This window comes from Streptomyces agglomeratus, assembly GCF_001746415.1.
Classification (GTDB): Bacteria; Actinomycetota; Actinomycetes; order Streptomycetales; family Streptomycetaceae; genus Streptomyces; species Streptomyces agglomeratus.
Window position 1 is genome coordinate 7,437,234 of record NZ_MEHJ01000001.1, and the last position, 24,943, is coordinate 7,462,176.

The window sequence follows — 24,943 nt, forward strand, 5'->3', positions numbered from 1 at the left end:
CTGAAACTGTCCGGGTGCCTGCCGAAGGACCCGTTCGACGTGGTCAGGTCATGGGCGGGTAGCCGTCACCAGCCAGACAGCGCCGCGCAGGCGGACCCCGTCCGCGGACTCGTACTGCCGAAGCGCACCGGTGACCTGCTCCCGGGCCTGGGCGAGGACCTGGTCGGGGACGCCCTCCAAGTTGAAGCGGACCGGGCTCATGGCGAAGAAGAAGTCTGCGGCGTCGCCGGCGTCCCGCCCCCAGTGGACCGTTCCCTCGACGCGCGTCGTCGTCACATCGGCGAACCCGGCGGCGGTGAGTACGTCGAGGACGCGGGCCGGGTCGGACAGCGACATCATCCCCCGGGCAGCCGGGGAGGGCTCGCGCACAAGGGCGTTCACCGGAGCGAACACCTGAGCGGATTCCCCCTCGGGGTCAGGCATGTGCGGGCAGATGAGAGCCATCCGGCCGCCGGACCGCAGAGCGCGACCGATGTTCGTGAACGCGGCGACATGGTCGGCGAAGAACATGACGCCTCCCCGGCTGATCACCACGTCGTACCCGGCGGACGGAAAGAGGTGGACCTGCGCGTCTCCCTCCTCGAAGACCGCGTTGGGCACGCCTTCCTGAGCTGTCACGGCACGGGCCCTCTCCAGCATCGGCGCGGAGATGTCGATTCCCACCGCCTTACCGGATTTGGCCTGGCGGGCTGCGCGGCGGGTGGTCTGTCCGGTTCCGCACCCGATGTCGAGCACGTGGTCGCGCTCGTCAATGGCTGCGGCACTGAACAGCGCGTCGTCGAACCCGCTGTTCAACGCGTCGAACCGGTCATGGCGACCGGCCCAGTAAGCGCCCTCGGGGCCGTTCCATGCCTGCGCCTGCTGGGTGTTGGCGATCGTCTCCATCGGAGGTCCTTCTTTCACTGCGCCGCCCAGTCGGGTCGGGCAGGTCGGTAACCCAATAAGGGATTCAGCTTCCGGACACTCAGGTGGCCGCTGCGCTCCGCGGCGGTGCTGTCCATGCCTCGTGAACGATCCCCAACGGCAGCGGACACGTCCCGGGCTTCGGCAGGCGGTTCCTGGGGTTGTGGCCAGGGACTGACGGTGAGCCGGCCGGCCGGGTCCCGAGCTGCGGAGGCGGGCGCCGGGGACGGGGCGGGGCCATCGGAGCGCAAACCGGGATGTGAGGGCGTGTGGTCAGGGGGCTGGCGGGTACAGCCAGTGCGCGCGGCCGGTGGGCCGGCGTGTTCGACGTGCCCAGACCTTGGAGACCGGTGATGGCCAGGAAAGTGCGTGAAGTGATGACGGCTGCGCCCGTGACAGTGGGGCCGCAGACGTCGGTGGGCGAGGTGGCCCGGGTGATGCGGGACGAAGGCATCGGGGCGGTGCTCGTGGCCGAGGGCGACGAACTGCGTGGTCTGGTCACCGACCGGGACCTGGCGGTGCGGATCGTGGCGCGGGAGGGAGACATCGCGGACTACAGCGTGGCCGATGCCTGTAGCGACGAGCTGATCACCGTTTCGCTCGACGACGATCTCGACCGGGCTGTTTCACTGATGCGGCAGCACGCGGTACGGCGTCTGCCCGTGGTCGAGGACGGCCTGCCGGTCGGCATCGTCTCCCTGGGCGACTTGGCCGTCGAGCACGAGACGGACTCGGCCCTGGCTGACATCAGCGCCGCCGACCCCAACCAGTAACCGGAAGGGTCCGCCGTGGATCACGGCCGACCGGTTGCGCGGCGGGGTGGTGCGTTGACGGGGAACGGCAGCTCCGGCCGGGACCAAGTGCGTTAAGTTGCATGGGGTGTTGCGCTTCGCCCAGCGCCCCGTGCACGAGCACCGGGCGTCCGGGGTCCCGCCAGGTTCGTCGTCACGAGTCAGCACAAGAAGGAGCGTTCATGCCCGAGCTGGAACTCTCGGCGGGAACCATCGACTACCAGGACACCGGCGGTGACGGTCCCGTAGTCGTCCTTCTGCACGGCGTGGCCATGGACGGTTCGCTCTGGCGCCACGTCGTCGCCGGGCTCCGGGACGACTTCCGCTGCGTCGTCCCCACCCTCCCGCTCGGCGGCCACCGCCGACCGATGCGCCCGGACGCCGACCTGTCGATCCTCGGCGTTGCCCGGCTGGTGGACGAGTTCCTGGAACGGCTCGACCTGAGCGATGTCACGCTGGTGCTCAGCGACTGGGGCGGCGCGCAGAGCCTTGTCGCCGACGGCCGCACCACCCGCATCGGCCGGCTCGTACTCACCTCCTGTGAGGCCTTCGACAATTACCCGCCCGGCCTGCCGGGCAGCAACCTGGTCACCTTCGCCAGGCTGCCCGGCGGCCTGGCGATGGCCTTCAACATGCTCCGTTTGAAGCCCATGCGCCGACTTCCCGTGACCTGGGGCTGGATGACCAAGCGGCCTGTGCCGCCCGAGATCATGGATGCCTGGTTCCGGCCCGCGATCAGCTCGCCCGAGATCCGCCGCGATCTGCGCAAGTACGTTTTCAGCACACCTCCGAAGGCCGAGCTGCTCGCCTGGTCCGAGGCGCTTCGCACATTCGACCGCCCGGCACTCGTCGCCTGGGCCGCCGAGGACCGCGTGATGCCCCCGTCCCACGGCCGCCGCCTGGCCGGGCTCCTGCCGCAGGCCGAGTTCGTCGAGATCGCCGACAGCTACACCCTCATTCCCGAAGACCAGCCCACCGTCCTCACCGGCCACCTGCGGGAGTTCCTCAAGGGCCGGCAGTGAGGCACCGGCCGCCCCGGTGCGTACGAATGTCGCGTCGCCTAAGTCCAGTCGCGTCGTGCGTCGGCCGGGTCGTCCGGTTCGTCCACGAGGCGGAGGCCGCCGCGGGCCTCGGATGTCATGCCTTCCTCTTCCGGACCGCCGGTATCCATGGGCGACGCGTTGACCCAGTCTTCTTCGTCCACGTCGAAGGCGCCGCCGACGTCGGAGTAGCCGTCCGGCCTCCGCTCGGGAAGTCGCGTTGCGGGCGTGGGGAAAATGATGGGAGTTTCACGTTCGCCCCATTCCCATCCGCCGTCGTCGCCTCGCTGTTGTCTTCGTAACCCGCCGTCGGCGTCGCGGTGCCAGCGGATACCGGCGGCGTCGGTGAACTCGATCCGGACCTTGTCCAGGACGGTGGGGCGGCCCGAGGGTTCGAAGAACTCGAGCGGCACGGTGCGCGTGCAGCCAGGACTGATCCCACGCGCGCCTTCTTCCACTTCCTGATCCTGGTAAGAAACGTTCAAGTGGAAGACTGCCTGGTTGCTGTGGTTGGTGATGTCCAGTTCCACTCGGTGCCAATTGCCGTGAAGTGATGAGGGAACCATCAGTGCCCGGACGGCGATCATGGACGCCTGGCTACGGGTCTCGCGCCGCTCCGCCTCCGCCTCGCGCTCCTCCACCTGCCGCTCACGGCTCTCGACGCGGGCCTCTTTGGCGTCGAGTACGGCCGCGCGCTGCACCTGGTGACGGTGGGCGGCGAAGCTGACTGCGACGGCACCGGCCGCCACCACCGCACTGAACGCGGCGATCAGGATCTCTGTCATGGGTCGAGCCTTCCGGAAGCCGGCTCCCGTGTCATCAGGGCAGACACCGGCCTGTGGGACCCGTCCGGCAGTCCGAATATCCACTAGGGGCAGGGGCGTTTCCCGGCCGGAGGGTGCCGGTCGGCTCGGTGGTCGTACGTCTCGGGGGCATGCCGGTGAAGCGGTTGCAAGGGTCACACGACTGCCAGGTGTGATCACCGGGATACGGGTGACCAGAGAAGCGTGAGCGTCGCTGACGGGAGCGGTGCCTGATGCGGGAGTACCCATGTCCGATGCCGGCTCAACCGCCCCACCGCCCTGCCGTGAACTTTCGTGGAAGACCGTGATCTGCCAGGTCACAGACGAGTGTCCCGTCACCCTGGACACGACCTTCCGCTATCGCTCCGACGATCCTTTCACCGTCCGGATCGACTTCCACCTCCCTCTCGGCCCGACGGTGGTCTGGCATCTGGACCGCGACATGCTCATGGCGGGCACGCAGTCCCCGACCGGCATCGGCGACATCCACCTCCGCCCTGCGCCCGGCCCCGGCAATACGGACCGCGTCCTGATGCGTCTGAGCAGCCCCGAAGGGATCGCCATGGTGGACGTCGATCGCGTACCGCTCACCGAATGGCTGGGCGAGACGTACGTGCTGGTGCCGGCCGGGACTGAGAGCGGTCACCTCGACTGGAAGCCGTTCCACGACGCCCTCGCCAGCTGATCACGGCACAGCACGGCACAGCACGGCACGGCACGGCTCAGCACAGTGAAAGCCGAACCTTGTCCGGGCCTGCCTCTGCACGCCGCTCCTCAGCCGGACCCGACGGCCCGTCCAACGAGGCGTACAACCCTTGGCGGACTCCGGACGTCTTGTAGGCGAGTTCGCGTGGAAGGTCGCGCGGGATTTCACCCCGTCGTGCGGGATTTCACCCCGTCGTGCCGGGGACGCGGCGGCCTTGCCTGGTGCTCCCGGCACCCGCACCGGTCCGTGCTGCGGCGTCTCACTGGGGACCGACCACACAGCCCTGCCCGCCCCCGGCACCAGCCGGCGGCCGGGCAGGACGCCGTGGGCGACCCAGGAGTACAAGGAGGTTCTTCCTGTGCGTCACATCAGAGGCACGGCCCTCACGGCCGCAGCACTCCTCACACTCCTCGGCGGCGCCGCGTTCACGGCCCCCGCCGCACAGGCCGCAGCGCCCTTTCCGTCCATCGGCTGGCAGCAGCGCAATTGTGACTACGACGGCAACGGTTTCGACGATGTGCTGATCGGCGCCCCGGGCGCCACGGTGAGCGGCGCCACGGGCGCCGGTTACGTCACCGTGCAGTACAGCTCGTCAAGCGGTCTCAGCACCACCAAGAAGAGCGTCCTCCACCAGAACACCTCGGGCGTCCCGGGCGGCACCGAGGCCGGTGACGGTTTCGGGCGCGCCGTGGCCTCGGGTGACCTGGACAACGACGGCTACGACGACGCGATCGTCGGCGTCCCCGGTGAGGACCTGGCCGGGCTGTCCAACGCGGGCGGCGCCACCGTCTTCTGGGGCTCGCCGACCGGGCTGCACGGCTCCGACAGCACCTGGCTGGAAAACCCCGGCCAACTGCGGGCCGGTGCGAACTTCGGCCGGGCGATCGAAGCCGGCAGGTACTTCGCCCCGGACCCGGCCGACCCGGACGCCAACCCGCGCGACAGCGTCGCCGTCCTGGAGAACGACGCGCTGCTGTTCTTCACCGCCCCGCCGGGGGCGGCGGCCCAGCAGCTGAAGCCGACGGACCAGGGAGGCCAGGCACCGGACGCGACGCCGTTGGAGACCGGCTTCGCCCTCCGCAGCCTCAGCCGCGGCAACTACAACGAGGACGCCTGGGCGGACCTGGCGATCTCCGGGGTGACCACCGGCGACGAGCCGGGCATCGGAGCCACCCAGGTCCTGCACGGCGCACCCGGCGCCGGGGCGATGGAAGACGGCGGCGCGTTCGAGGGCGGTCCGGCGGTCGTTTCCAGCGACTTCAACCAGGATGGCCAGGACGACCTGGCCATCGGCGACACGGGGGTCGGTTCGCCCGTCGGCGGGTCCGTCTCCGTATACCTGGGCCAGGGCGATCTCTCCGGGCTCGGTTCAACGCCGGCCCAGAGGTGGACGCAGGACTCACCGGGCATCCCCGGCGCGGCCGAGGCCGGCGACCGGTGGGGCGCCGAGATGTCCTCCGGCGACACCGACGGCGACGGCCTCCCGGACCTCGCCGTCGGCGCCCCCGGGGAGGACATCGGATCCGTCTCCAACGCGGGAGCGGTCTGGGCGCTGCGCGGAGCGCCGGGCGGGCTGACGGCGACCGGGGCGCGCGGTTTCGACCAGAACCACCCCGACATCCCCGGCGGTGCGGAGACCTCGGACCGCTGGGGCGAACAGGTGCGGCTTGTCGATGCCAACAAGGACGGCCTGTTCGGCCTGCTGGCGGCGGCACCGGGCGAGAACACCAATGACGGCGTCGCATGGGTCCTCCCCGCGTCGTCGTCGGGGCTCGTCGCCAAGGGGACGTGGACCTACGACGGGGCGCGCCTCGGGGCGCCCGCAGCCAACGCGCAGTTCGGGGCGGCGATCGACGAGTAGACCGCTGCCGGTCGCGCCGAACTGCTGCCGGCGTGAACACCGAGGTGGGCACCAGCGCCGTAAACCCTTCAAGCCCAACAGCACAATGCAGCCCGACAGCACCCCGAAGTCGGAGAGACGGACAGACGGCCGGGGGGCGTGCGGATCGGCACGCCCCCCGGGGTGTCCCGTCGTCAGTCCCGCTCGCCCGGGACCAGGTTGACGCGCTCGCGTACCACCGGATACCCGGCCTTCGCGAAGTTCGCGGCCATCGGGCGGTTGCCCTGATCCGTGGCAGCGGCGACGAAGTCCGCACCCTGCTCCACGAGGAAGTAGGTGCACTCGGCCAGCAGGTCGTACGCATAGCCGCGCCCACGCTGCTCAGGCACCACACCGATGAAACCGACGCAGGGTCCCGCGGGGTTGTGCGCGGGAATGTGGATACCGGCCAGTTCGCCGTCCGGTGCGTACGCCACCTGCCACCACTCGCGCGGTGACGGGCACCAGTGGAAGAAGTCCAGTTCCTCCTGGGCCGCCTGGTCGAGTCCGCCCTCCGCGATCGCGCGCAGCGCGTGCGCGTCCAGCGTCGCCGAGTGGATGCGGCGCAGCGCGTCGAAGAACACGGCGTCGTCCGGCTCCGCCGCGAACTTCAGGCGCCCGGGCCGCCGGGGCAGACCGCAGTCCGGTGTCCAGCGGTACATGAACCGCTCGACCAGTACGTCGTACCCTGCCGCCCGCGCGGCTCGCAGGCGGGTCTCGCCCGCGGCGCGGGTGACCGGGGCGTCGCGCCAGCCGGCGGGCAGGTTGAGCTCCAGTTCGACCTGGTGCGGGGCGGTGCGCAGCAGATGGGCACCCGCCTCCTCCTCGCCCTCGCCGACGTCGAACCAGTTGATGTTAACCGGGGTGTTGTCGTCGGGCCCGCCCCACCAGGCACCGCGGGCGACGACCGCACCGTCACGCAGCGCCACACGCTTCCACTCGGGACGGTGTGTGGTGCGCGCATGCCCGGCGCGGGCGCCGAGCGGGTCGGGCAGGGTGTCGAAGAGATGCACGTTGCTCGCGTCGAGCACGCGGATGACCGGATCGGTCATGAGAGTTGTCCTCCGGAAAGCAGGAAGTGAAGAGCGCTCCCGGTCAGGCCAAGGACACCGGGGAAACGGAAGGGGAGCGCGACAAACGTGACTTGTGCACAGCACTCGCCTCCTTCCGCTGTCGTGGGCGTCGCGGCCCAGCCTAGGTGCCCGACCGCCCTGTCGTCCACGGCTTTGTGTGACGCCGGCTCCCACCCTCGGCGGGAGCGGCGGGCGGACGCAGCTGCGCGTCCGCCCGCCGCGCGCGGTCACTGACCGGCCGGCACCGTGTCCTCGAACGTCGTACCCGCGGTCCGGTAGGCGGCGATTTTCGCGGCGACCTGGGCCGGGGTCAGCACCTGGTCCTTGACGTGCAGCACGTAGTCGACCTTCTGGTCGTAGGCGCGCGGTGTGGTGCTGGTCTGGCCCGCGAGGTCGATGAGCCACTGGTTGAAGTTGATGGACATCGGCCGCTCCGGCAGGTAGCGGGCGTCATCACGGCCGAACTCCTGGCCGTCGACGTAGTAGGTGATGTTGCTGTCGTTGATGGTGACCACGAAGTCGTGCCAGCCCGCGTAGCTCGTGCGGGACTCCGAGTGCTGGTTGACGGCCTCCCACGGGTCGGGCCGGTAGGTCTCCCACGAGGTGGTTTGACATCCTCTCCGCCCTAAGGGGCGGAGATTCCCGCCTGCCTGCCGGTGGTCACCGGCTGGGGCTTCGGGTGGGTTCCTGTTTCTTCGCGCTGTGCCGGGACGGGTCCCGGTCTTACCCGCGCTCCGCAGGCTGATACCGCCAGTCCGGCGGCCTGGGCGACGTTGACCGCCGCGTTGATGTCCCCGGTCAAGGACCGCCCCACAGGCTCCGCATTCCCACACGCGTATGCCCAGGGGTATGGGTCCGTCCTTGACGCCGCATACGGAGCAGACCTGAGAGGTCGGCTCGAAGCGTCCGACGCGGTGGAAACAACGGCCGAACTTCAAGGCCTTGCATTCCAGCATCGTCACGAAGGCCGACCATCCGGCGTCGTGTATGGACTTGGCCATGCGTGTACGGGCCAGTCCCCTGACCGCCAGGTCTTCCACTGCCACCGCTTGGTTGTCACAGATGATCCTGGTGGAGAGCTGGTGGTGAAACTCGCGCCGCGCATCTGCGGCCCGCGCGTGGGCGCGGGCGACCCTCACCCGGGCCTTCGCCCGGTTCGCCGATCCCCTCGCTTTCCGACCCAGATCCCGCTGCGCCTTCTTGAGCTTCTTCTCGGCCCGGCGAAGAAAGCGGGGACTGGTGATCTTCGTGCCGTCGGAAAGGACCGCGAAGTGGGCCAGGCCCAGGTCGATGCCGACCGCGCTGCCGGTATCCGGCAGTGTCCCGGGTTCTGTCTCGACCACGAACGATGCGAAGTACCGGCCCGCGCTGTCCTTGATCACGGTCACCGTGGAGGGAGCCGAGGGCAGGGACCTGGACCACTTCACGGCCAGATCACCGACCTTGGGAAGCCGCAGCTTCCCACCGGCCGTCACCTTCCATCCGGCGTTCGCAGTGAAGCGGATAGCCTGGCGGGTGTCCTTGCGAGACTTGAAACCAGGTGCACCCATGCGCGGGCGCTTGCCCTTGAGACCGTCGAAGAAGTTCCGGTACGCCGTGTCCAGGTCCCGAAGGGACTGCTGCAACACAACCGAAGACACCTCGGCGAGCCAAGCCCGCTCGGGAGTCTTCTTCACAGCGGTCAGCTGCCTGGGCGCCTCACGCACGCGAAGCGCGTCATTGAAGACAACCCGAGCACACCCGAACGCCCGCCCCAACGCCAAACGCTGACCGGCACTCGGGTACACCCGAAACGAGTACCGAAGCTGCATATTGATCACATTACCCTTCGGTCTATGTCACCACGATGAAACCCCAACCCCGATATACGCGCCGGGCGTCACGTCGTCCACAACCTGCACGTCCACGTGGTTTTCGCCACCAAGTACCGACGCAAAGCCATGACCGACGCCACGCTGACGCGAACCGAAGAGATCACGCGGGAAGTCTGCACAGACTTCGAAGCCGAGCTCTAAACAGTTCAACGGCGAGGACGACCACGTGCACCTCCTGGTGCACTACCCGCCCGAGGTCCAGCTCGCCAAGCTGGTCAACTCCCTCAAGGGGATCAGCTCCCGCAGGCTCCGTCAGGAGAACGACAACCACGCCCGCCGCTCGGGTTGGTGGCCTCGACCGCGGCCCACTGCGGGAAGTTGGGCGTCGCACGTCCCCGCGCGGCCGCCGCGGCCATGGCGGCGGTGCCCTCGTTGTCCTCCAAGGCGTCGGCCAGCGACGTCCGGTTGGGTACGTAGCTCATCGTCCTGGCCAGGTCCCGTTGCCACTTCTCCCCGGCGAGGGACTTGATTACTTGGTACGCCGCGTCCTGGTGGGCGGAGGCGGCCGGGATGATCAGGTCCGAGCCGCCGGTGAAGGTGGCCCCCGGTGTGCCCGCCGTCGCGCCGGGGACCGGGAAGAAGTCGAGCTTGCCGGCGAGGGCCGGGTTGGCCTGCTCCACGATCTTGGCTCCGCCGGGAACGGCGATGATCTGGGCGACGTCGCCCTTGGTGAAGACGTCCGCCTGCGGCGGCTTGGCCTCGTCGGAATCCTTGGGGCCCCTGCCCAGCGCTTGCAACCGCTGGTAGAAGTCCATGGCCCGGAGCGCTTCCGGGCTGTCGAGCGAGCCCTTCCACCGGTCACCGCTCTTCTGCCCGGGCAGGTAAATGCCCTGCGTCTTCCCCCGGTTGAGCTTTGCGGTGTCCCGCAGCCACTCGTCACGCGTGGTGGGCGGCGAGGTGATCCCGGCCTTGGCGAAGAGATCCTTGTTGTAGATCACGACGCGGTTGGCCGCGTACCAGGGGACGTCGAACTGCTTGCCGTCGATCTTCCCCGGCTCGGCGAGGCCGGGAAGCCAGTCACCGCCCCGCAGCTCATCGACCTTGTCGCTCAGGTCGAGTACGCCGCCGCTATGCGCGTACTGCGCGACCTGGGTGTTCCCCACCTCGATCACGTCGGGGGCGTCCTTGCTCGCGAGCGCGGCGGTGATCTTCTCGCCTATGCCGTCCCACTCCCCTTCTGGATGTCCAGGACGGTGTCCTCGTGCTGCCGCTCGAAGTCCTTCTCGAACCGCTTGAGGTAGGCGTCGGAGACGCTGTCCTTCATGATCCATCCGGTGAGCGCGTCGGGACCGGACGCCTGCTCGGAGCCGGACGACGAGGTACCGCAGGCAGTCAGGCGCACAAGCGGCCGCGAGCGCCGCGGCAGTGGGGATGAAGCGGATCTTCACTGGATTCACCTCGCGAGAGAGTTGACCAGTTGGGCAACTGGACAACGATGTGGCTCGAAGGTGGCATAGACCCCGGCGACCGCTACCGCATCGTCTCCCATCGCCCTGGGCGCCACCGCCCCGCACCCGCGTCCGGAGAGCCACCACCCGGGCATTCCACCGGGCGACTTCGCGCACGGGGACATCATCACGTCGTCGACGACAGGCGACGCCCGCTGACCGGACCGGTGCGACGGCAGCGGGCCCCGCGGGCCGCCAGCCGAAGGCTCTCCGCTCCACCGTTCACGGAGGCCGACAGCACGAGGGCCCGGACATCGCTGCCCGGGCCCTCGTATGTGCGCTTCGGCCGGTCGGGTCGACGACCGGCCTTCGCGGCGGTCGTCACGTCCCGAGGGGCCGTGGTCAGCGTCGCCTGAACCTGTCCTTCGACGTTTCCTTGGTGTCCCGGGCCTTGCCCCGGGCCTCCAGCGCGGCGCCCTTCGCGGCGGTGGTCTCCTTGCCCATCGCGTGGGCCGCCTTCCGCACGGCCATCCCGACAACCTGCTCGGCCTTGGCCTTGGCCTTCTCTCCGGCGCTCATGTCGGTCCTTTCGTCAGCACTCACTCACCCATCCGCCTGCCCGTCACGCAGGGACGGAAACCGCCTCGGCCGCAACCAACGGTCGGCTGGTGGCACGGCCGGGCCCGCTCGACGCCAGCGCGGCGCGCTTCGTGCGGCTGTCGGAGCCACTCCGGCTCGGCAACGCGTCCACCTGCGGTTTCGGCTCCCCGGTGTACGGGGTGGCGCTGATCGGCGACACGTCCGGTGTGTCCGGCTCGAACCGCGCCGCGGCCGGTGGTGGCCGGATCGGGCACGAAGCCACCGGCCTGGTACGGCACCCCGAACGGCTCGTCGAACACGCCGTTGTATAACCGCGTCATGATCTATCACGTCGTGCCGCTCGACGAGTGGGCCGCCCGTCCCGACCGCCCGTACGCGCCCGCCTCCCTCGCGGAGGAAGGCTTCGTCCACTGCTCTCCCGACGACGCGACCACGCTGGCCGTCGTCAACGCCTTCTACCGGTCGGCGCCGAGGCCGTTGCTGGTGCTGTGCCTGGACGAGAGCCGTCTCAGTGCCGAGGTGGTACGGGAGGAGGCGGTGCCCGCCCCGCCGCCCGGAGTCGCCCGGGGAACCTTGTTCCCCCACGTGTTCGGCCCCGTCAACCGTGACGCCGTCGAGCGCGTCCTGGAGATCCGGTGGGACGAGGAAGGCCGGGCGATCGGGCTGGAGGGTGCGAACTAACACCGCGCGGCGCACACGGCGAACATCGTGTCCCGAGAGGCGTGGCGACGCGGCCCGGCGCGGCGGTCCAGCGGCCACTGAGCCGGCCGGCCGCCCGTGTGGAACTGCGCGGCCCCGCCCCTGCCGCCGGCGCCCCGCCCTGCCGTCGCGGCCCGCCGACGGCCCGCCGGGTGGGCGTCGCACCTTGCGCTTTCGGGTGACCCCGCAGCCTGTCGTCGTCCCCTCTCCCCGCCGCGTGCCCGACGATCGCAGCGGCCGGGGGAGTCCCGGCCGCGTCGACGACCGCCGGTGCCCGCGCCGGGAAAGGCTGCCATGCACCTCCTGCTCGTGGCCAGCGCGTTCAACAGCCTCACCCAGCGTGTGCACGCCGAACTGAGGGACCACGGCCACAGCGTGGCGGTGGAGCTCGTACGGCACGCCGACTGCCTGCGCGAGGCCGTGCGGCGGCACGCGCCGGAGCTCGTCGTGGCGCCAATGCTGAAAACGGCGATCCCGCAGGACGTGTGGTCGGCGCACACCTGTCTCGTGGTCCACCCCGGCCCCATCGGTGACCGCGGGCCTTCGTCGCTCGACTGGGCCATTCATGAGGATGCCGCCGAGTGGGGCGTGACCGTCCTTCAGGCAGAGGCCGAGATGGACGCCGGCGACGTGTGGGCCTCGGTCGTCTGCGCGGTGCCCCCGGTGGCCAAGAGCGACCTGTACCGCAACGAGGTGGCCGACGCGGCGCTGGCGGCGGTCCTGCTGGCCGTCCAGCGCTTCGCGGGCGGCACGTACGTCCCCTGGCGGCAGCCCGGCGCGGGCGAGGCGGGAACGACCGTCCGCACCCGCCCGTACCTGAAGCAGACCGACCGGCGGATCGACTGGGCGTCGGAGTCCACCGAGACGGTACTGCGCAAGCTGCGCGCCGCGGACTCGCAGCCCGGCGTACTGGACGAGCTGCTCGGCGCCGAGTGGTATCTCCACGGCGGCCACCCCGAGGACGCCTTGCGGGGCCGGCCCGGCACGCTGCTGGCCACCAGGGCCGGAGCCGTCTGCCGGGCGACGACCGACAGCGCCGTGTGGATTCCCGAGGTGCGCCCGCGGCGCGTCCCGGGACAGCCCGCCACGTTCAAACTGCCCGCTGTCCAGGCCCTCGGCGACCTGCTGCCCCCGCTGCCCGAGCACCCGGCTCCGCTACTGGACGACCCGGCCGGCCGCACCTGGAGCGACATCCGGTACCGGGAGGACGGCCGGGTCGGCGTCCTGTCGTTCTCCTTCCCGGGCGGCGCCATGAGCACCGACCAGTGCCGGCGCCTGCTCGCCGCCTACCGCGAGGCGTGCTCGCGCCCCACGTCCGTACTCGTACTGGGCGGCGGCCGGGACTTCTTCTCCAACGGCATCCACCTGAACGTCATCGAGGCGGCCGACGACCCGGGCGGCGAGTCCTGGGCCAACATCAACGCCATCGACGACCTGGTCGAAGCCGTCCTGACCACCACCGACCGCCTGGTGGTGTCCGCGGTGGGCGGCAACGCGGCCGCGGGCGGGGTGATGCTCGCCCTGGCGGCGGACGAGGTGTGGTGCAGGTCCGGGGCCGTACTGAACCCGCACTACCGCCTGATGGGCCTGTACGGCTCGGAGTACTGGACGTACACCCTGCCTCGCAGAGTGGGCTCCGAGGCAGCCGAACGGCTCACGCGCGAGGCCCTTCCGGTGAGCGCGAACGCGGCGCTTCGGCTGGGGCTCGTCGACCGGGTGGTCGAGAGCACTCCGCAGGGATTCGTGCGCGAGGCGGGCCGGCTGGCGGTGCAGCTGGCCGCGCTGCCCGCGACGCCCACACGCGTACGGGAGAAGAAGGCGGAGCTGGACCGCCAGGAGAGCGTCAAGCCCTTGGCGGCCTTCCGGGAGAAGGAGCTGGCGCTCATGCGGCGCACGTTCTTTGACCCGGACGCCCCGTACCACGCCCTGCGCCGGTCCTTCGTCCGCAAGGAGGCGCCGCCGGGCACCCCGCCCCACCTCAATCCGCCCGCGTCCGCAAGTCGAGCGGCGCCTTCTGGCCGCCGGACGGGCCGCGTCACCGGAACGGCCGCCGCTGACGGCGCACCGGCCCAGGGTCCCTGTTAACAAGAGGGTTGATGGTCGGAATGCCGGCTTTCGTCCTTACCTCCCCAAGGAGGCGCTCCCCATGAGTGCAGCGACGCCGAACACAGCCGAGGCCGCGGACGCGCCGGGTGCGCCCGCCGACGAGGCGCCCCCGATCCACATTCTCTGGATCAACGCCGGTCTGAGCTGTGACGGCGACTCGGTCGCCCTGACAGCGGCCATGCAGCCGAGCATCGAGGAGATCGTCCTCGGTGTGCTGCCGGGCCTGCCCAAGATCGCCGTTCACTGGCCCCTGATCGACTTCGAGTGCGGTCCGGTCGGAGGGTCGGACACGTTCATCGAGTGGTTCTTTAAGGGGGAACGCGGCGAGATCGACCCCTTCGTGCTCGTCGTCGAAGGGTCGATCCCCAACGAGGGGATCAAACAGGAGGGTTACTGGTGCGGCTTCGGGGACAACCCCGAGACCGGCCAGCCGATCACCACCAGCGAATGGATCGACCGGCTGGCGCCGAAGGCACTGGCGGTCGTGGCCATCGGGACCTGCGCCACCTACGGCGGCATCCACGCCATGGCCGGCAACCCCACCGGAGCCATGGGCGTGCCCGACTACCTCGGGTGGGACTGGAAGTCCAAGGCGGGCATCCCCATCGTGTGCGTGCCCGGCTGCCCCATCCAGCCCGACAACTTCTCGGAGACCCTCACCTACCTCCTGTACCAGGCGGCCGGTTCGGCTCCGATGATCCCGCTGGACGACAAACTGCGCCCGACCTGGCTCTTCGGCGCCACCGTGCACGAAGGGTGCGACCGCGCGGGCTACTACGAGCAGGGCCAGTTCGCCCTCACGTACGACTCGCCCAAGTGCCTGGTCAAGCTGGGCTGCTGGGGTCCGGTCGTCAAGTGCAACGTCCCCAAGCGCGGCTGGATGAACGGTATCGGCGGCTGTCCGAACGTCGGTGGCATCTGCATCGCCTGCACCATGCCGGGCTTCCCCGACAAGTTCATGCCGTTCATGGACGAGCCGCCCGGCGGCAAGGTGTCGAGCGCCGCGAGCGGCGCCTACGGGGCGGTGGTCCGCAAGCTGCGGTCCATCACGGCCAAGACGGTCGACAAGGAGCCCAAGTGGCGGCACACCGGAGAACAGCTGACCACGGGATACCGCCCGCCCTGGTGACTCCCGCCCGGAGCGCGGGCTCCTTCCCGGCCCGCGCACTCCGTCCCCCCGGCAGGCCCGTCCGTACCGGCGGGCCTGCCCCCACCTCCGACCCCACCGCGCGAGAAGACTCCCCGCTTGAAGAAGGGCACGGCAGACACGATGGCACCGACGACGAAGGCGGCCGGCGACGGCAGCGGCCTGGTGGAGATGGCCTGGGATCCGATCACCCGGATCGTGGGCAGCCTCGGCATCCACACAAAGATCGACTTCAAGCAGAAGCGGGTCGCCGAGTGCTACAGCACCTCGTCGGTCTTCCGGGGCTACAGCGTTTTCATGCGCGGAAAGGACCCCCGGGACGCGCACTTCATCACCAGCCGGATTTGCGGCATCTGCGGCGACAACCACGCCACTTGCTCGGTGTATGCCCAGAACATGGCGTACGGCGTGAAGCCCCCGCACCTCGCCGAGTGGATCATCAACCTCGGTGAGTCCGCGGAGTACATGTTCGACCACAACATCTTCCAGGAGAACCTGGTCGGGGTCGACTACTGCGAGAAGATGGTCCGTGAGACCAACCCGGGCGTCCTCGAACTGGCCGAGCGCACCGAGGCGCCGCACGCCGGTGATCACGGCTACCGCACCATCGCCGACATCATGCGCTCGCTCAACCCCATCGAGGGGGAGTTCTACCGCGAGGCCCTCCAGGTCAGCCGCTACACGCGCGAGATGTTCTGCCTGATGGAGGGACGCCACGTGCACCCCTCCACGCTGTACCCGGGCGGCGTCGGCACCATCGCCTCCGTGCAGCTCTTCACGGACTACCTGAGCCGCCTGATGCGCTACGTCGAGTTCATGAAGCGCGTCGTCCCCCTGCACGACGACCTGTTCGACTTCTTCTACGAGGCCCTCCCCGGGTACGAGGAAGTGGGCAGGCGCCGCGTCCTGCTGGGCTGCTGGGGCGCGCTCAACGACCCCGAGTACTGCGACTTCACGTACGCCAACATGAGCGACTGGGGCCGGCGGATGTTCGTCACCCCGGGCATCATCGTCGACGGCAAGCTGGTCACCAACGACCTCACCGAGATCAACCTCGGCATCCGGATCCTGCTCGGCAGCTCGTACTACGAGGACTGGCAGGGCCAGGAGCAGTTCGTCACCCACGACCCGCTCGGCAACCCGGTGGACCCGCGCCACCCGTGGAACCAGCACACGATCCCCGCGCCGCAGAAGCGGGACTTCAACGGCAACTACAGCTGGGTGATGTCTCCCCGCTGGTTCGACGGCAAGGACTACCTCGCCCTCGACACCGGCGGCGGCCCCATCGCCCGCCTGTGGTCGACCGCGCTCTCCGGGCTCGTCGACACCGGCTACGTGAAGTCCACCGGCCACAGCGTGGTCATCAACCTGCCGCGCACGATGACCAAGCCCGAGACCACCTTCGAGTGGAACATCCCGCGCTGGAGCAACGCCCTGGAGCGCAACCGCGCCCGTACGTACTTCCAGGCGTACACCGCCGCGATCGCCCTGCACTTCGCGGAGAAGGGCCTGGAGGAGGTACGCGCCGGACGCACCCAGACCTGGGAGAAGTTCGAAGTACCGGACCAGGCCGTCGGCGTCGGGTTCACGGAGGCCGTACGCGGCGTCCTCTCCCACCACATGGTGATCCGCGACGGCAAGATCGCCAACTACCACCCCTACCCGCCCACCCCGTGGAACGCGAGCACCCGCGACACCTACGGCACACCGGGCCCCTACGAGGACGCCGTGCAGAACACGCCGATCTTCGAGGAGAACACCCCGGAGAACTTCAAGGGCATCGACATCATGCGCGCCGTCCGCAGCTTCGACCCTTGCCTGCCGTGCGGTGTCCACATGTACGTCGGCGAGGGCAAGACCGTGCAGAAGATGCACATGCCCACCGGGCTGAGCGGACTCGGCGGATGAGCGGCGGGACGAGGGTGAAGACGGCTCCCGCGGTGAACGCGGAGCAGGCCGGGCGCCGTGTCGAAGAGGTGATCGACCGTCTGGCCGCCACCGGGGACGGGACCGCCACCGCGGCGGCCGAGGAACTGGTCCGGTCGCTGATGGAGTTCTACGGCGCCGGTCTGGCCCGGATCATGGCCCTGCTCGACGGCCGGGCCGCCAAGAGCGCCGGGACCGCCGGCAGCGGCGACGAAGCGCTGGCCCGGCTCCTCGGGGACGAACTCGTCGCCGGCCTGCTGGTCCTGCACGACCTGCACCCGGAGGACACCGCCACCCGCATCGCGCGGGCGCTGGCGACCGTGCCGGAACACGCGGTGGAGGTCGCCGGCTTCGACGACGCCACCGGGGCCCTGAGCCTGCGGTCCTCCGGCGGCTCCGGCTCCGGCTGCGGCTGCGCCGCCACCGCGGGCGCGGCCCAGCAGGCCGTCGAGGACGCGCTCGCCTGCTTCGCCCCCGAGGTGAAGTCCGTGCATATCCAGCCGCCCGCCGACACCAGCGAGCCGGTCCTGCTCCAGATCGGATCGGCGCCCCTCTCCGGGCCCGGCCCGACGGGACCGGGAACGCGGGCGGACGCGGCGGCGCGACCGGCCCCGGCGAAGGCGCCGTGAGCGCGCCCCCGGTCCGGCCGCAGCCTGCGGCGCGGCCCACGGACGTGCGCGGCCTGCGCCGGTTCGTGGGCGCGCGCCCGCCCCGGGAGGAGCGCTGCGAACTGTGCGGGGTGGCGGTGGCCGAAGACGCCCACCGCCACCTGGTGGACACGGAGAACCGGTCGCTGGCCTGCGCCTGCACCCCGTGCGCCTTCCTGTTCGAGCGGCCGGGCGCGGCGGGCGGCCGCTTCCGCGCCGTTCCCTCCCGCTACCTGGCCGACCCGGACCACCACCTGGACGACGGCGCGTGGGAACTCCTCCAGATCCCCGTCGGCGTCGCCTTCTTCTTCCGCAACGCGGCGCTCGACCGGCCGGCCGCCTTCTACCCGAGCCCGGCGGGCGCCACCGAGAGCGAACTCAACCCCTCGGTCTGGCCGGCGATCACCGACAGCACCCCGCTGGCCGCGCTGCTCGAACCCGACGTGGAGGCGCTGCTGGTGCGCCGCTCGGAGGGACGGTCCGAGTGCTACCTCGTACCCATCGACATCTGCTACGAACTGGTGGGCCGCATGCGCCTGTTGTGGCAGGGCTTCGACGGCGGCGCCGAGGCCCGCGCCGACCTGGAGGCGTTCTTCCGCACCGTGGCGCAACGCGCCCGGACGGTCCGCGAGGAGGACCGGCCATGACGGAGTTCGCGTTCACCTGCACCGGCGTACGGTCCGACCCGTACGCCGCCGGACCGACCCTCGTCTTCCGGCTACGCATCACCGCCTCGGGTGGCGCCCGGGTGCACGCTCTCGCCCTGCGCTGCCAGATCCGGATCGAACCGGCCCGGCGCGGATACGAACCCGCGGAGGCCGACGGGCTGAAGGACCTCTTCGGCGAGCGTTCACGGTGGGGCAGCACGCTCCAGCCGGTCCAGTTCGCCCAGGTCTCCCTCATGGTCCCCGGCTTCACCGGCGAGACGGAGACCGACCTCGTCGTGCCGTGCACGTACGACACCGACATCGCCTCCACGCGGTACTTCGGCGCCGTCACCGGCGGTGAGGTGCCCCTGCTGATGCTCTTCTCCGGCACGGCGTTCACGGGAGCGGGCGGTTTCCACGTCGAGCCCGTGCCGTGGGACCGGGAGGCGGACTTCCGGATGCCCGTGGCGGCCTGGCGGGAGATGGTCGAGCAGCACTTCCCCGGCTGTGGCTGGATCCGGGTGCCCCGCGACACCATGGACGCCCTGCTGGGATTCCGCTCCCGGCGGGGTCTCGCCTCCTGGGAGTCCACCCTCCAGACACTGCTGGCCGAGGCGGACGAACCGGATCCGCCGCGGCACGAGACCGCCCTGACCGGCGCGGGGGCGCCGCTCACCGCCACCGGAAGGACGGTTCCGTGACCGTGACCACGTTCGCCGACGGGACCGAGGCCCGGTTCTCCGTCGCCCGGCAGGTGGCCGACGCCGTGCTCTTCGAGGGGTACGTGCTCTACCCCTACCGGGCCTCGGCGGCGAAGAACCGGCTGCGCTGGCAGTTCGGGGTCCTCGTACCGCCGGGCTGGGGCGCGGACTCCGAGGAGCACGACTTCCAGCACACCGAATGCCTGATGGAACCCAGGGCGGGCGCCACGCTCGCCGTCGAACTGCGCTTCCTGCACGCCCAGCGGCGGACCGTCCAGCGCTCCCGGCCCGACGGCGGATTCGAGGACGTACCCGAACTCCACCTGGAGGACCGGGTCCTGGTGCCCTGGGACGAGGGCACCGAGGAACGCGAGGAGGTGCTCGCTCCGGTGGACGAGCTGATCGGGGACGGCGTCACCGTGCCGTTCACCCGCCCCGCCCGCGAGGAGACCGAACCCGTCCTCGACACCGACGGCCGGCCGCTCGGCCGCCTGGTCCGCAGGTGCGAGGAGATCAGCGGTGTCGTACGGCTGTCCGCACGCGAACTCGACGGCCCCTACCGGGTGATGCAGCTGACGGCGGTAGTGGAGAACACCACCCCCTGGTCCCCGCCGGACGACGGGACCGCCGGCCGCCACGCGGCGCTCCCGCGCTCACTGGTCGCCGCACACGTCCTGATGTGCCTCGACGCCGGATCGTTCCTGTCCATGACGGACCCGCCCGAGTGGGCCAAGGGCGCGGTCGCGTCCTGCCGCAACCTGCACACCTGGCCGGTACTCGCCGGCGAACCCGGGCGGGCGGACCTCGTACTGTCCTCGCCGATCATCCTGGAGGACCACCCCGCCATCGCCCCGGAGAGCCCCGGAGCGCTGTACGACGCCACGGAGATCGACGAGATCCTCGCCCTGCGCACAGCGGCCCTCACCGACCAGGAGAAGCGCGAGGCACGCGGCACCGACGACCGGGCGGCCGCCGTCATCGAACTGGCCGACTCCATGCCGCCCGAGGTACTGGAGCGCCTGCACGGCGCCGTCCGCAGCCTGCGCGACGTGACCGGCCCCGAGCCCTCGCCGGCGCCGTCCGCCCCGCTGCAGGCCGCCCCGGCCATGCCCGACCCGTACGGGGTGGAGCCGCCACAGACCCCGTGGTGGGACCCGGCGAGCGACGCCGGCTTCGACCCGGCACACGACCGGGTCGTGGTCGACGGCCGGTCGCTGGGCGCCGGAAGCCGGGTGCTGCTGCGGCCGGGCCTGCGCCGCACCGACGCGCAGGACCTGTTCCTCCAGGGCCGCAGCGCCCGCGTCGAAGCGGTGCTGCACGACGTGGACGGCCAGGTGCACCTGGCGGTGACCGTCGAAGGCGACCCGGGCGCGGACATCCGCCGCGAACAGGGCCGGTTCCTGTACTTCCAGCCCGACGAGGTCAGCCCCCTGGAGGACGCGTGAGCCGCCCGGCCCCCGGCGAGGGCCGCATCCTGGTGGCCGGTGTCGGGAACATCTTCCTCAGCGACGACGGCTTCGGCGTCGAGACGGTCCGCCGGCTCGCCGCGCAGCCGCTGCCCGAGCACGTCGAGGCCGTGGACATCGGCGTACGCGGCGTACACCTCGCGTACCAGCTCCTCGACCGCTACGACACGCTCGTCCTGGTGGACGCTACGCAACGCGGCGGCGAGCCGGGCACGGTGTACCTGATCGAGCCCTCCGGCCCCGGCGACAGCGCGGAGCAGAGCCCCGTGCTCGACGGCCACCGGATGTCACCCGACGCCGTACTGGCCCTGCTCGGCACGCTCTGCGCCGGGACCGGGGCGAACCCGCCGCGCCGCACGCTGGTCGTGGGGTGCGAACCGGCGTCGGTCGACGAAGGCATCGGCCTCAGCCCGCCGGTGGCCGCCGCCGTGCCGGAGGCCGTACGGCTGATCGAAGAACTGCTGCGGGACGGGGACCAGGAAGCGCCCGCGCCGCGGGCCACGGCCGGCGAGGCCGCGACATGAGGGAGACGAGCATGAAGAAGACCATCATCCTTGGCGCCGTCGGAGCATCCGCGCTGGCGGCGCTCGCCAAGCTGACCCTGCCTGACATCCAGCGGTACCTGCGCATCCGCAAGATGTGACCCGCGCCGGCCCCGGTTGCGTCGAACGGCGTACGCGCGGCGCCACGTCGGCGTGCCGCCGCGCCGCCCGCCCGCGGCGCGGCCTGTAATGGGGCCGTGCGGGCCACCCCTCGCGCACTCCGCCCGCCACGGCGGAGGCGCGCCGCCCGCCCGTGGCGGCCGACGGAGACCGGCCTTCGCCAGGACGGAGTCCGATGCACGAGATGTCCATCGCGCTGGCCGTCGTCGGCCAGGTGGAAGAGGCCGCCGAACGGGCCGGCGGCGTGACCGCCGTGCGGTCGGTGCGCCTCCAGGTCGGCGAACTGGCCGGCGTGGTCCCCGACGCGCTCTCCTTCTGCTTCGAACTGGCCTGCGCCGGAACGCTGCTGGAAGGCGCCGAACTCGTCACGGAAGCGGTGCCGGGCCGCGCCCGCTGCGCCCCCTGCGCGGACGAATGGGCCGTCGGCATGCCGCCGCGACTGTGCTGCCCGGTGTGCGGTACGGCGACCGACGCACTCGTCTCGGGCCGCGAACTCCAGATCGTCAGCGTGCACTGGGAGGACGGCCCGCCGCACGAACACACCCGCGAACCGATCCTCGAGGAGCGCTGAACCATGTGCCGTGCCGTCGATCTGCACCAAGCCGTACTCGCCAAGAACGACGCGACCGCGCACACCCTGCGCGCCGGACTCACCGCACGCGGCACCACCGTGGTCAACCTGCTGTCAAGCCCCGGCAGCGGGAAGACCGCCCTGCTGGAACGCGAACTGCTGCTGGCGCGTGAGAGGGGGCTCCCCGTCGCCGCCCTCACCGCCGATCTCGCCACCGAGAACGACGCCGTACGCCTCGCGCGGTCCGGCGTCCCCGTCAAGCAGGTCCTCACCGACGGGCTGTGCCACCTGGAGGCCGCGATGCTCCACCGGCACCTGGAGGGCTGGCTGCCCGACGACACCCGGCTGCTGTTCGTCGAGAACGTCGGCAACCTCGTCTGCCCGGCCTCCTACGACCTCGGCGAGTCACTGAGGGTCGTCCTGGCCTCCGTGACCGAGGGCGAGGACAAACCGCTCAAGTACCCGACAGCCTTCGGGCTCGCCCACCTGGTGGTGGTCACCAAGACCGACATCGCGGACGCCGTCGAGTTCGACGAGGCGGCCTTCCGCGCGCACGTCGAACAGGTCAACCCCGGCGTGGAGGTGCTCCTGACGTCCACCCGCCGGGGGCAGGGGGCCGGAGAACTGCTCGACCGGGCACTGGCCGTGGCCGACGGCGCGCCGGTGCACGCGCCCGTCATGGGCCGCTGCCAGGACGACGTAGCGCAAGGACACACCCACACCCACATCCACGCTCATGCCGGCGCGGACCACCATGCCCACCCCGACCACGACCACCACGACCAGGCCGGCCACCCGGACCACGACCAGGCGGATCACCACCCCGTCGGCCACCCGGACCACCACCGCGCAGGCCCCGGCGCCATGTCGCCGACCCGCTCGTGAGCGATTCCCCGTCCGGGGCCGCCGTCGTCGACGGCACGGTCGAACGCCGGCGCGTGACCGTACGCGGCGTCGTGCAGGGCGTCGGCTTCCGGCCCTTCCTGTACGTCCTCGCCACGGAACTCGAACTGACCGGACACGTGACCAACACACCCGAGGGCGTCGTCGCGGAGGTGCAGGGCGCCCCGTCGGCCGTGGCCCGGTTCTGCGCCGCGATCTCCACCCATGCCCCGACCCTGGCCCGCGTCGAATCCGTAGACCACCACGAGGTACCGGCCGCCGGCGGCGCGGGCTTCGCCATCGTCGCCTCCCGTACGGACGGCGCGGCCCGCACCCTGGTCCCGCCCGACACGGCGACCTGCGCCGACTGCCTCACCGAACTCGCCGATCCGGCGGACCGGCGCCACCGCCACCCGTTCATCAACTGCACGCACTGCGGCCCGCGTTTCACCATCGTCACCGGCCTGCCGTACGACCGGGCCCAGACGGCCATGGCCGACTTCCCGATGTGCCCGGACTGCGCCCGCGAGTACGCCGACCCGGCCGACCGGCGCTTCCACGCCCAGCCGGTCGCCTGCCCCCACTGCGGCCCCCGCCTGCGCCTGCTCGTTCCCCGGCCGGGCGACGGCCCCCGGCCCCGGCCCGTGACGGGCAAGGACCCGATCGCCGAGGCACGCGCACTCCTGTCCCGTGGCGCGGTCCTCGCCGTGAAGGGCCTCGGCGGCTACCACCTCGCCTGCGACGCGACCGACTCCGCCGCCGTGGCCATGCTGCGGCGCCGCAAGGCTCGCGGCGACAAACCGTTCGCTGTGATGGCCCGCGACACCGCCGACGTCGAACACCTCGTACGTATGGGACCCGAGGAGCGCCACCTTCTCACCGGCGGTGTCAGACCGATCGTGCTGCTGCGCCGCCGCCAGGACGCCGACGCGCCGGATTCCATGGCTCCGCGCCTCGCGGACGCGGTCGCGCCGGGCAGCCCCGACCTGGGCGTGATGCTTTCCTACACCCCGCTGCACCACCTGCTGCTCGGCCTGCCCGGCGACAGCGGCCCCGGCCCCCGTCTGCTCGTCATGACCAGCGGCAACGTGGCGGGCGAGCCGATCGTCACGGACGACGACGAGGCACTGGACCGGCTGGCGCACCTCGCCGACGCCTGGCTCACGCATGACCGGCGCATCCATGTCCCGTGCGACGACTCGGTGGTGCGCGTCTGCGACGGACAGCCGCTGACCGTGCGCCGCGCCCGCGGCTACGCCCCCCTGCCCGTGCGGCTGCCGCTCCCCGTACGGCCCGCCCTCGCCGTGGGGGGCGACCTGAAGAACACGTTCTGCCTCGCCGAGGGCCGCACGGCTTGGCTGTCCGCCCACATCGGTGACATGGACGACCTCGCCACCCAGCAGGCGTTCGAGCGGGCCGAGCGCCAGCTGGAGTCGATCACCGGGGTGAGCCCGGAGCTCCTGGCCGCCGACCGTCACCCGGGGTACCGCTCCGGTCAGTGGGCGGCCCGGCACGCGGCCGGCCGGCCCCTCGTCCGCGTACAGCACCATCACGCCCACGTCGCGGCGGTCATGGCCGAACACGGCCTGGACGGCAGCCGGCCGGTGATCGGCGTCGCGTTCGACGGCACCGGGTACGGCGACGACGGGGCCGTGTGGGGCGGCGAGTTCCTGGTGGCCGACTACGACACCGCCGACCGGTTCGGGCACCTCGCGTACGTCCCCCTGCCCGGCGGCGACGCCGCGGTGCACCGCCCGTACCGCATGGCCCTCGCGCACCTGCGGGCGGCCGGCATCGCGTGGTCGGACGACCTCCCCTGCGTGGCCGCCTGCCCTCCCGACGAGCGACGCGTGCTCCAGCGGCAGTTGGAGCGCGGGCTGAACTGCGTCGGCACCTCCAGCATGGGCCGGCTCTTCGACGCCGTCTCCTCACTGGCCGGCATCTGCCACCGGGCCGGATACGAGGCGCAGGCCGCCATCGAGCTGGAGGCCGCCGCGCTGTCCTGTCCGGAGCCGGACGGCGCCGCATACGCCTTCGCCCTGCGGCCCGCACGCCCCGGCGACGACGTGACGGTGCGCGCCGACCCCGGGCCCGTCCTGGCGGCGGCCGTCGACGACGTACGGGCCGGTGCGGCGCCCGCCCTCGTCGCGGCGCGCTTCCACCGCGCCATCGCCGCCCTCGTACACCGCGTCTGCGCCATGGCGCGGGAGCGGCACGGCCTGGACACCGTCGTGCTGACCGGCGGCGTCTTCGCCAACGCCCTGCTCTCCTCGGCCTGCGCGCGGGCCCTGCGCGACGACCGCTTCACGGTCCTGCGCGCTCACCAGGTGCCCCCGAACGACGGTGGGCTGGCACTCGGCCAGCTCCTGGTGGCCGCCCGCGCCGCGGCCGGGCCCGGAACCACCGGGTGACGCGCGTGCCCCGGCGGCACC

General features: G+C 71.3%; 23 protein-coding genes and 4 pseudogenes. 20 read left to right on the forward strand and 7 right to left on the reverse strand.

The genetic code is table 11. From position 1 onward, the window contains the following. Positions 1–48: 48 nt before the first annotated feature. Positions 49–885 (reverse strand): class I SAM-dependent methyltransferase, encoded by an 837-nt coding sequence (locus AS594_RS32585; RefSeq protein WP_069775151.1) that lies wholly within the window; start codon positions 883–885, stop codon positions 49–51. Between the two features lie 371 nt (positions 886–1,256). Between AS594_RS32585 and AS594_RS32590 the strand changes: the two genes are divergently transcribed. Both AS594_RS32590 and AS594_RS32595 read left to right on the forward strand, forming a co-directional pair. Then, positions 1,257–1,676, forward strand: coding sequence for a CBS domain-containing protein (locus AS594_RS32590; RefSeq protein WP_069775093.1), 420 nt, complete (start codon positions 1,257–1,259; stop codon positions 1,674–1,676). Between the two features lie 200 nt (positions 1,677–1,876). Continuing rightward, positions 1,877–2,716, forward strand: coding sequence for an alpha/beta fold hydrolase (locus tag AS594_RS32595; RefSeq protein WP_069775092.1), 840 nt, complete (start codon positions 1,877–1,879; stop codon positions 2,714–2,716). A 38-nt stretch (positions 2,717–2,754) separates the two neighbouring features. Here the strand turns inward: AS594_RS32595 and AS594_RS32600 are convergent, their stop codons facing one another. After that, positions 2,755–3,519 carry a hypothetical protein gene (locus tag AS594_RS32600; protein WP_069775091.1) on the reverse strand — a complete coding sequence of 255 codons (765 nt, stop codon included), beginning with the start codon at positions 3,517–3,519 and terminating at the stop codon, positions 2,755–2,757. A gap of 265 nt (positions 3,520–3,784) precedes the next feature. Between AS594_RS32600 and AS594_RS32605 the strand changes: the two genes are divergently transcribed. Both AS594_RS32605 and AS594_RS32610 read left to right on the forward strand, forming a co-directional pair. Further along, on the forward strand, positions 3,785–4,222 hold the full coding sequence (locus AS594_RS32605; protein WP_079144288.1) for an SsgA family sporulation/cell division regulator: 438 nt from the start codon (positions 3,785–3,787) through the stop codon (positions 4,220–4,222). A gap of 379 nt (positions 4,223–4,601) precedes the next feature. Then, on the forward strand, positions 4,602–6,104 hold the full coding sequence (locus tag AS594_RS32610) for an FG-GAP repeat protein (RefSeq protein ID WP_069935675.1): 1,503 nt from the start codon (positions 4,602–4,604) through the stop codon (positions 6,102–6,104). A 173-nt stretch (positions 6,105–6,277) separates the two neighbouring features. On the opposite strand, the gene AS594_RS32615 is transcribed toward AS594_RS32610, so the two are convergent. The 3 genes and pseudogenes from AS594_RS32615 to AS594_RS32625 all read right to left on the reverse strand — a co-directional run bounded on the left by AS594_RS32615 (position 6,278) and on the right by AS594_RS32625 (position 9,006). Continuing rightward, entirely contained in the window at positions 6,278–7,174 is an 897-nt protein-coding gene (locus AS594_RS32615) for a GNAT family N-acetyltransferase (RefSeq protein ID WP_069935676.1), read from the reverse strand. A 248-nt stretch (positions 7,175–7,422) separates the two neighbouring features. Beyond that, positions 7,423–7,710, reverse strand: coding sequence for a LamG domain-containing protein (locus AS594_RS32620; RefSeq protein WP_069775086.1), 288 nt, complete (start codon positions 7,708–7,710; stop codon positions 7,423–7,425). A 110-nt stretch (positions 7,711–7,820) separates the two neighbouring features. Continuing rightward, a pseudogene (locus tag AS594_RS32625) lies at positions 7,821–9,006 on the reverse strand (RNA-guided endonuclease InsQ/TnpB family protein). Between the two features lie 54 nt (positions 9,007–9,060). Between AS594_RS32625 and tnpA the strand changes: the two are divergent. After that, positions 9,061–9,361: pseudogene (gene tnpA / locus AS594_RS45480) on the forward strand (IS200/IS605 family transposase); the annotation flags it as partial. Here the strand turns inward: tnpA and AS594_RS32635 are convergent. Further along, positions 9,351–10,435, reverse strand: a pseudogene (locus AS594_RS32635) (extracellular solute-binding protein); the annotation flags it as partial. The pseudogenes tnpA and AS594_RS32635 overlap by 11 nt on opposite strands. A 96-nt stretch (positions 10,436–10,531) precedes the next feature. On the opposite strand from AS594_RS32635, the pseudogene AS594_RS46435 reads away from it, so the two are divergent. Then, positions 10,532–10,676, forward strand: a pseudogene (locus AS594_RS46435) (GntR family transcriptional regulator); the annotation flags it as partial. Positions 10,677–10,859: 183 nt separating this feature from the next. Here AS594_RS46435 and AS594_RS44840 read toward each other — a convergent pair. Further along, entirely contained in the window at positions 10,860–11,036 is a 177-nt protein-coding gene (locus AS594_RS44840; protein ID WP_167368062.1) for a hypothetical protein, read from the reverse strand. 89 nt (positions 11,037–11,125) lie between these two features. Here AS594_RS44840 and AS594_RS32640 point away from each other — a divergent pair, with 89 nt between their 5' ends. The 14 genes from AS594_RS32640 (at position 11,126) to hypF (ending at position 24,922) form a co-directional block, all read left to right on the forward strand. Next, positions 11,126–11,368 carry a hypothetical protein gene (locus AS594_RS32640; RefSeq protein WP_069935677.1) on the forward strand — a complete coding sequence of 81 codons (243 nt, stop codon included), beginning with the start codon at positions 11,126–11,128 and terminating at the stop codon, positions 11,366–11,368. A gap of 7 nt (positions 11,369–11,375) precedes the next feature. Next, positions 11,376–11,738 (forward strand): DUF952 domain-containing protein, encoded by a 363-nt coding sequence (locus AS594_RS32645; RefSeq protein ID WP_069935678.1) that lies wholly within the window; start codon positions 11,376–11,378, stop codon positions 11,736–11,738. A gap of 312 nt (positions 11,739–12,050) precedes the next feature. Beyond that, entirely contained in the window at positions 12,051–13,841 is a 1,791-nt protein-coding gene (locus AS594_RS32650; protein WP_069935679.1) for a hydrogenase maturation protein, read from the forward strand. Positions 13,842–13,902: 61 nt separating this feature from the next. Next, the gene (locus AS594_RS32655; protein WP_069775079.1) at positions 13,903–14,991 is read left to right on the forward strand and encodes an NADH-quinone oxidoreductase subunit B family protein; all 1,089 of its coding nucleotides are present in this window, start codon (positions 13,903–13,905) and stop codon (positions 14,989–14,991) included. A 141-nt stretch (positions 14,992–15,132) separates the two neighbouring features. Beyond that, a complete protein-coding gene (locus AS594_RS32660) occupies positions 15,133–16,917 on the forward strand; it encodes a nickel-dependent hydrogenase large subunit (RefSeq protein WP_069930940.1) in 1,785 nt (594 codons plus the stop codon). After that, entirely contained in the window at positions 16,914–17,564 is a 651-nt protein-coding gene (locus AS594_RS32665; RefSeq protein WP_069935680.1) for a hypothetical protein, read from the forward strand. The genes AS594_RS32660 and AS594_RS32665 overlap by 4 nt, the downstream gene beginning before the upstream one ends. Further along, positions 17,561–18,229, forward strand: coding sequence for a DUF5947 family protein (locus tag AS594_RS32670; RefSeq protein ID WP_069775077.1), 669 nt, complete (start codon positions 17,561–17,563; stop codon positions 18,227–18,229). Before AS594_RS32665 ends, AS594_RS32670 begins: the two co-directional genes overlap by 4 nt. Next, positions 18,226–18,930, forward strand: coding sequence for a DUF6084 family protein (locus AS594_RS32675; RefSeq protein ID WP_069935681.1), 705 nt, complete (start codon positions 18,226–18,228; stop codon positions 18,928–18,930). The genes AS594_RS32670 and AS594_RS32675 overlap by 4 nt, the downstream gene beginning before the upstream one ends. Further along, positions 18,927–20,375: a hypothetical protein gene (locus AS594_RS32680; RefSeq protein WP_069935682.1), complete on the forward strand. Its 1,449-nt coding sequence runs from the start codon at positions 18,927–18,929 to the stop codon at positions 20,373–20,375. Before AS594_RS32675 ends, AS594_RS32680 begins: the two co-directional genes overlap by 4 nt. Then, entirely contained in the window at positions 20,372–20,920 is a 549-nt protein-coding gene (locus AS594_RS32685) for a hydrogenase maturation protease (protein WP_069775073.1), read from the forward strand. The genes AS594_RS32680 and AS594_RS32685 overlap by 4 nt, the downstream gene beginning before the upstream one ends. Before the next feature lie 11 nt (positions 20,921–20,931). Then, a complete protein-coding gene (locus AS594_RS48010; protein WP_420877868.1) occupies positions 20,932–21,039 on the forward strand; it encodes a DUF6893 family small protein in 108 nt (35 codons plus the stop codon). A 194-nt stretch (positions 21,040–21,233) separates the two neighbouring features. Further along, entirely contained in the window at positions 21,234–21,629 is a 396-nt protein-coding gene (locus tag AS594_RS32690) for a hydrogenase maturation nickel metallochaperone HypA/HybF (RefSeq protein WP_069775072.1), read from the forward strand. A gap of 3 nt (positions 21,630–21,632) precedes the next feature. Next, positions 21,633–22,514 carry a hydrogenase nickel incorporation protein HypB gene (hypB, locus tag AS594_RS32695; protein ID WP_079144287.1) on the forward strand — a complete coding sequence of 294 codons (882 nt, stop codon included), beginning with the start codon at positions 21,633–21,635 and terminating at the stop codon, positions 22,512–22,514. After that, the gene (gene hypF, locus AS594_RS32700; protein ID WP_069775071.1) at positions 22,511–24,922 is read left to right on the forward strand and encodes a carbamoyltransferase HypF; all 2,412 of its coding nucleotides are present in this window, start codon (positions 22,511–22,513) and stop codon (positions 24,920–24,922) included. Before hypB ends, hypF begins: the two co-directional genes overlap by 4 nt. Positions 24,923–24,943 lie beyond the last annotated feature (21 nt).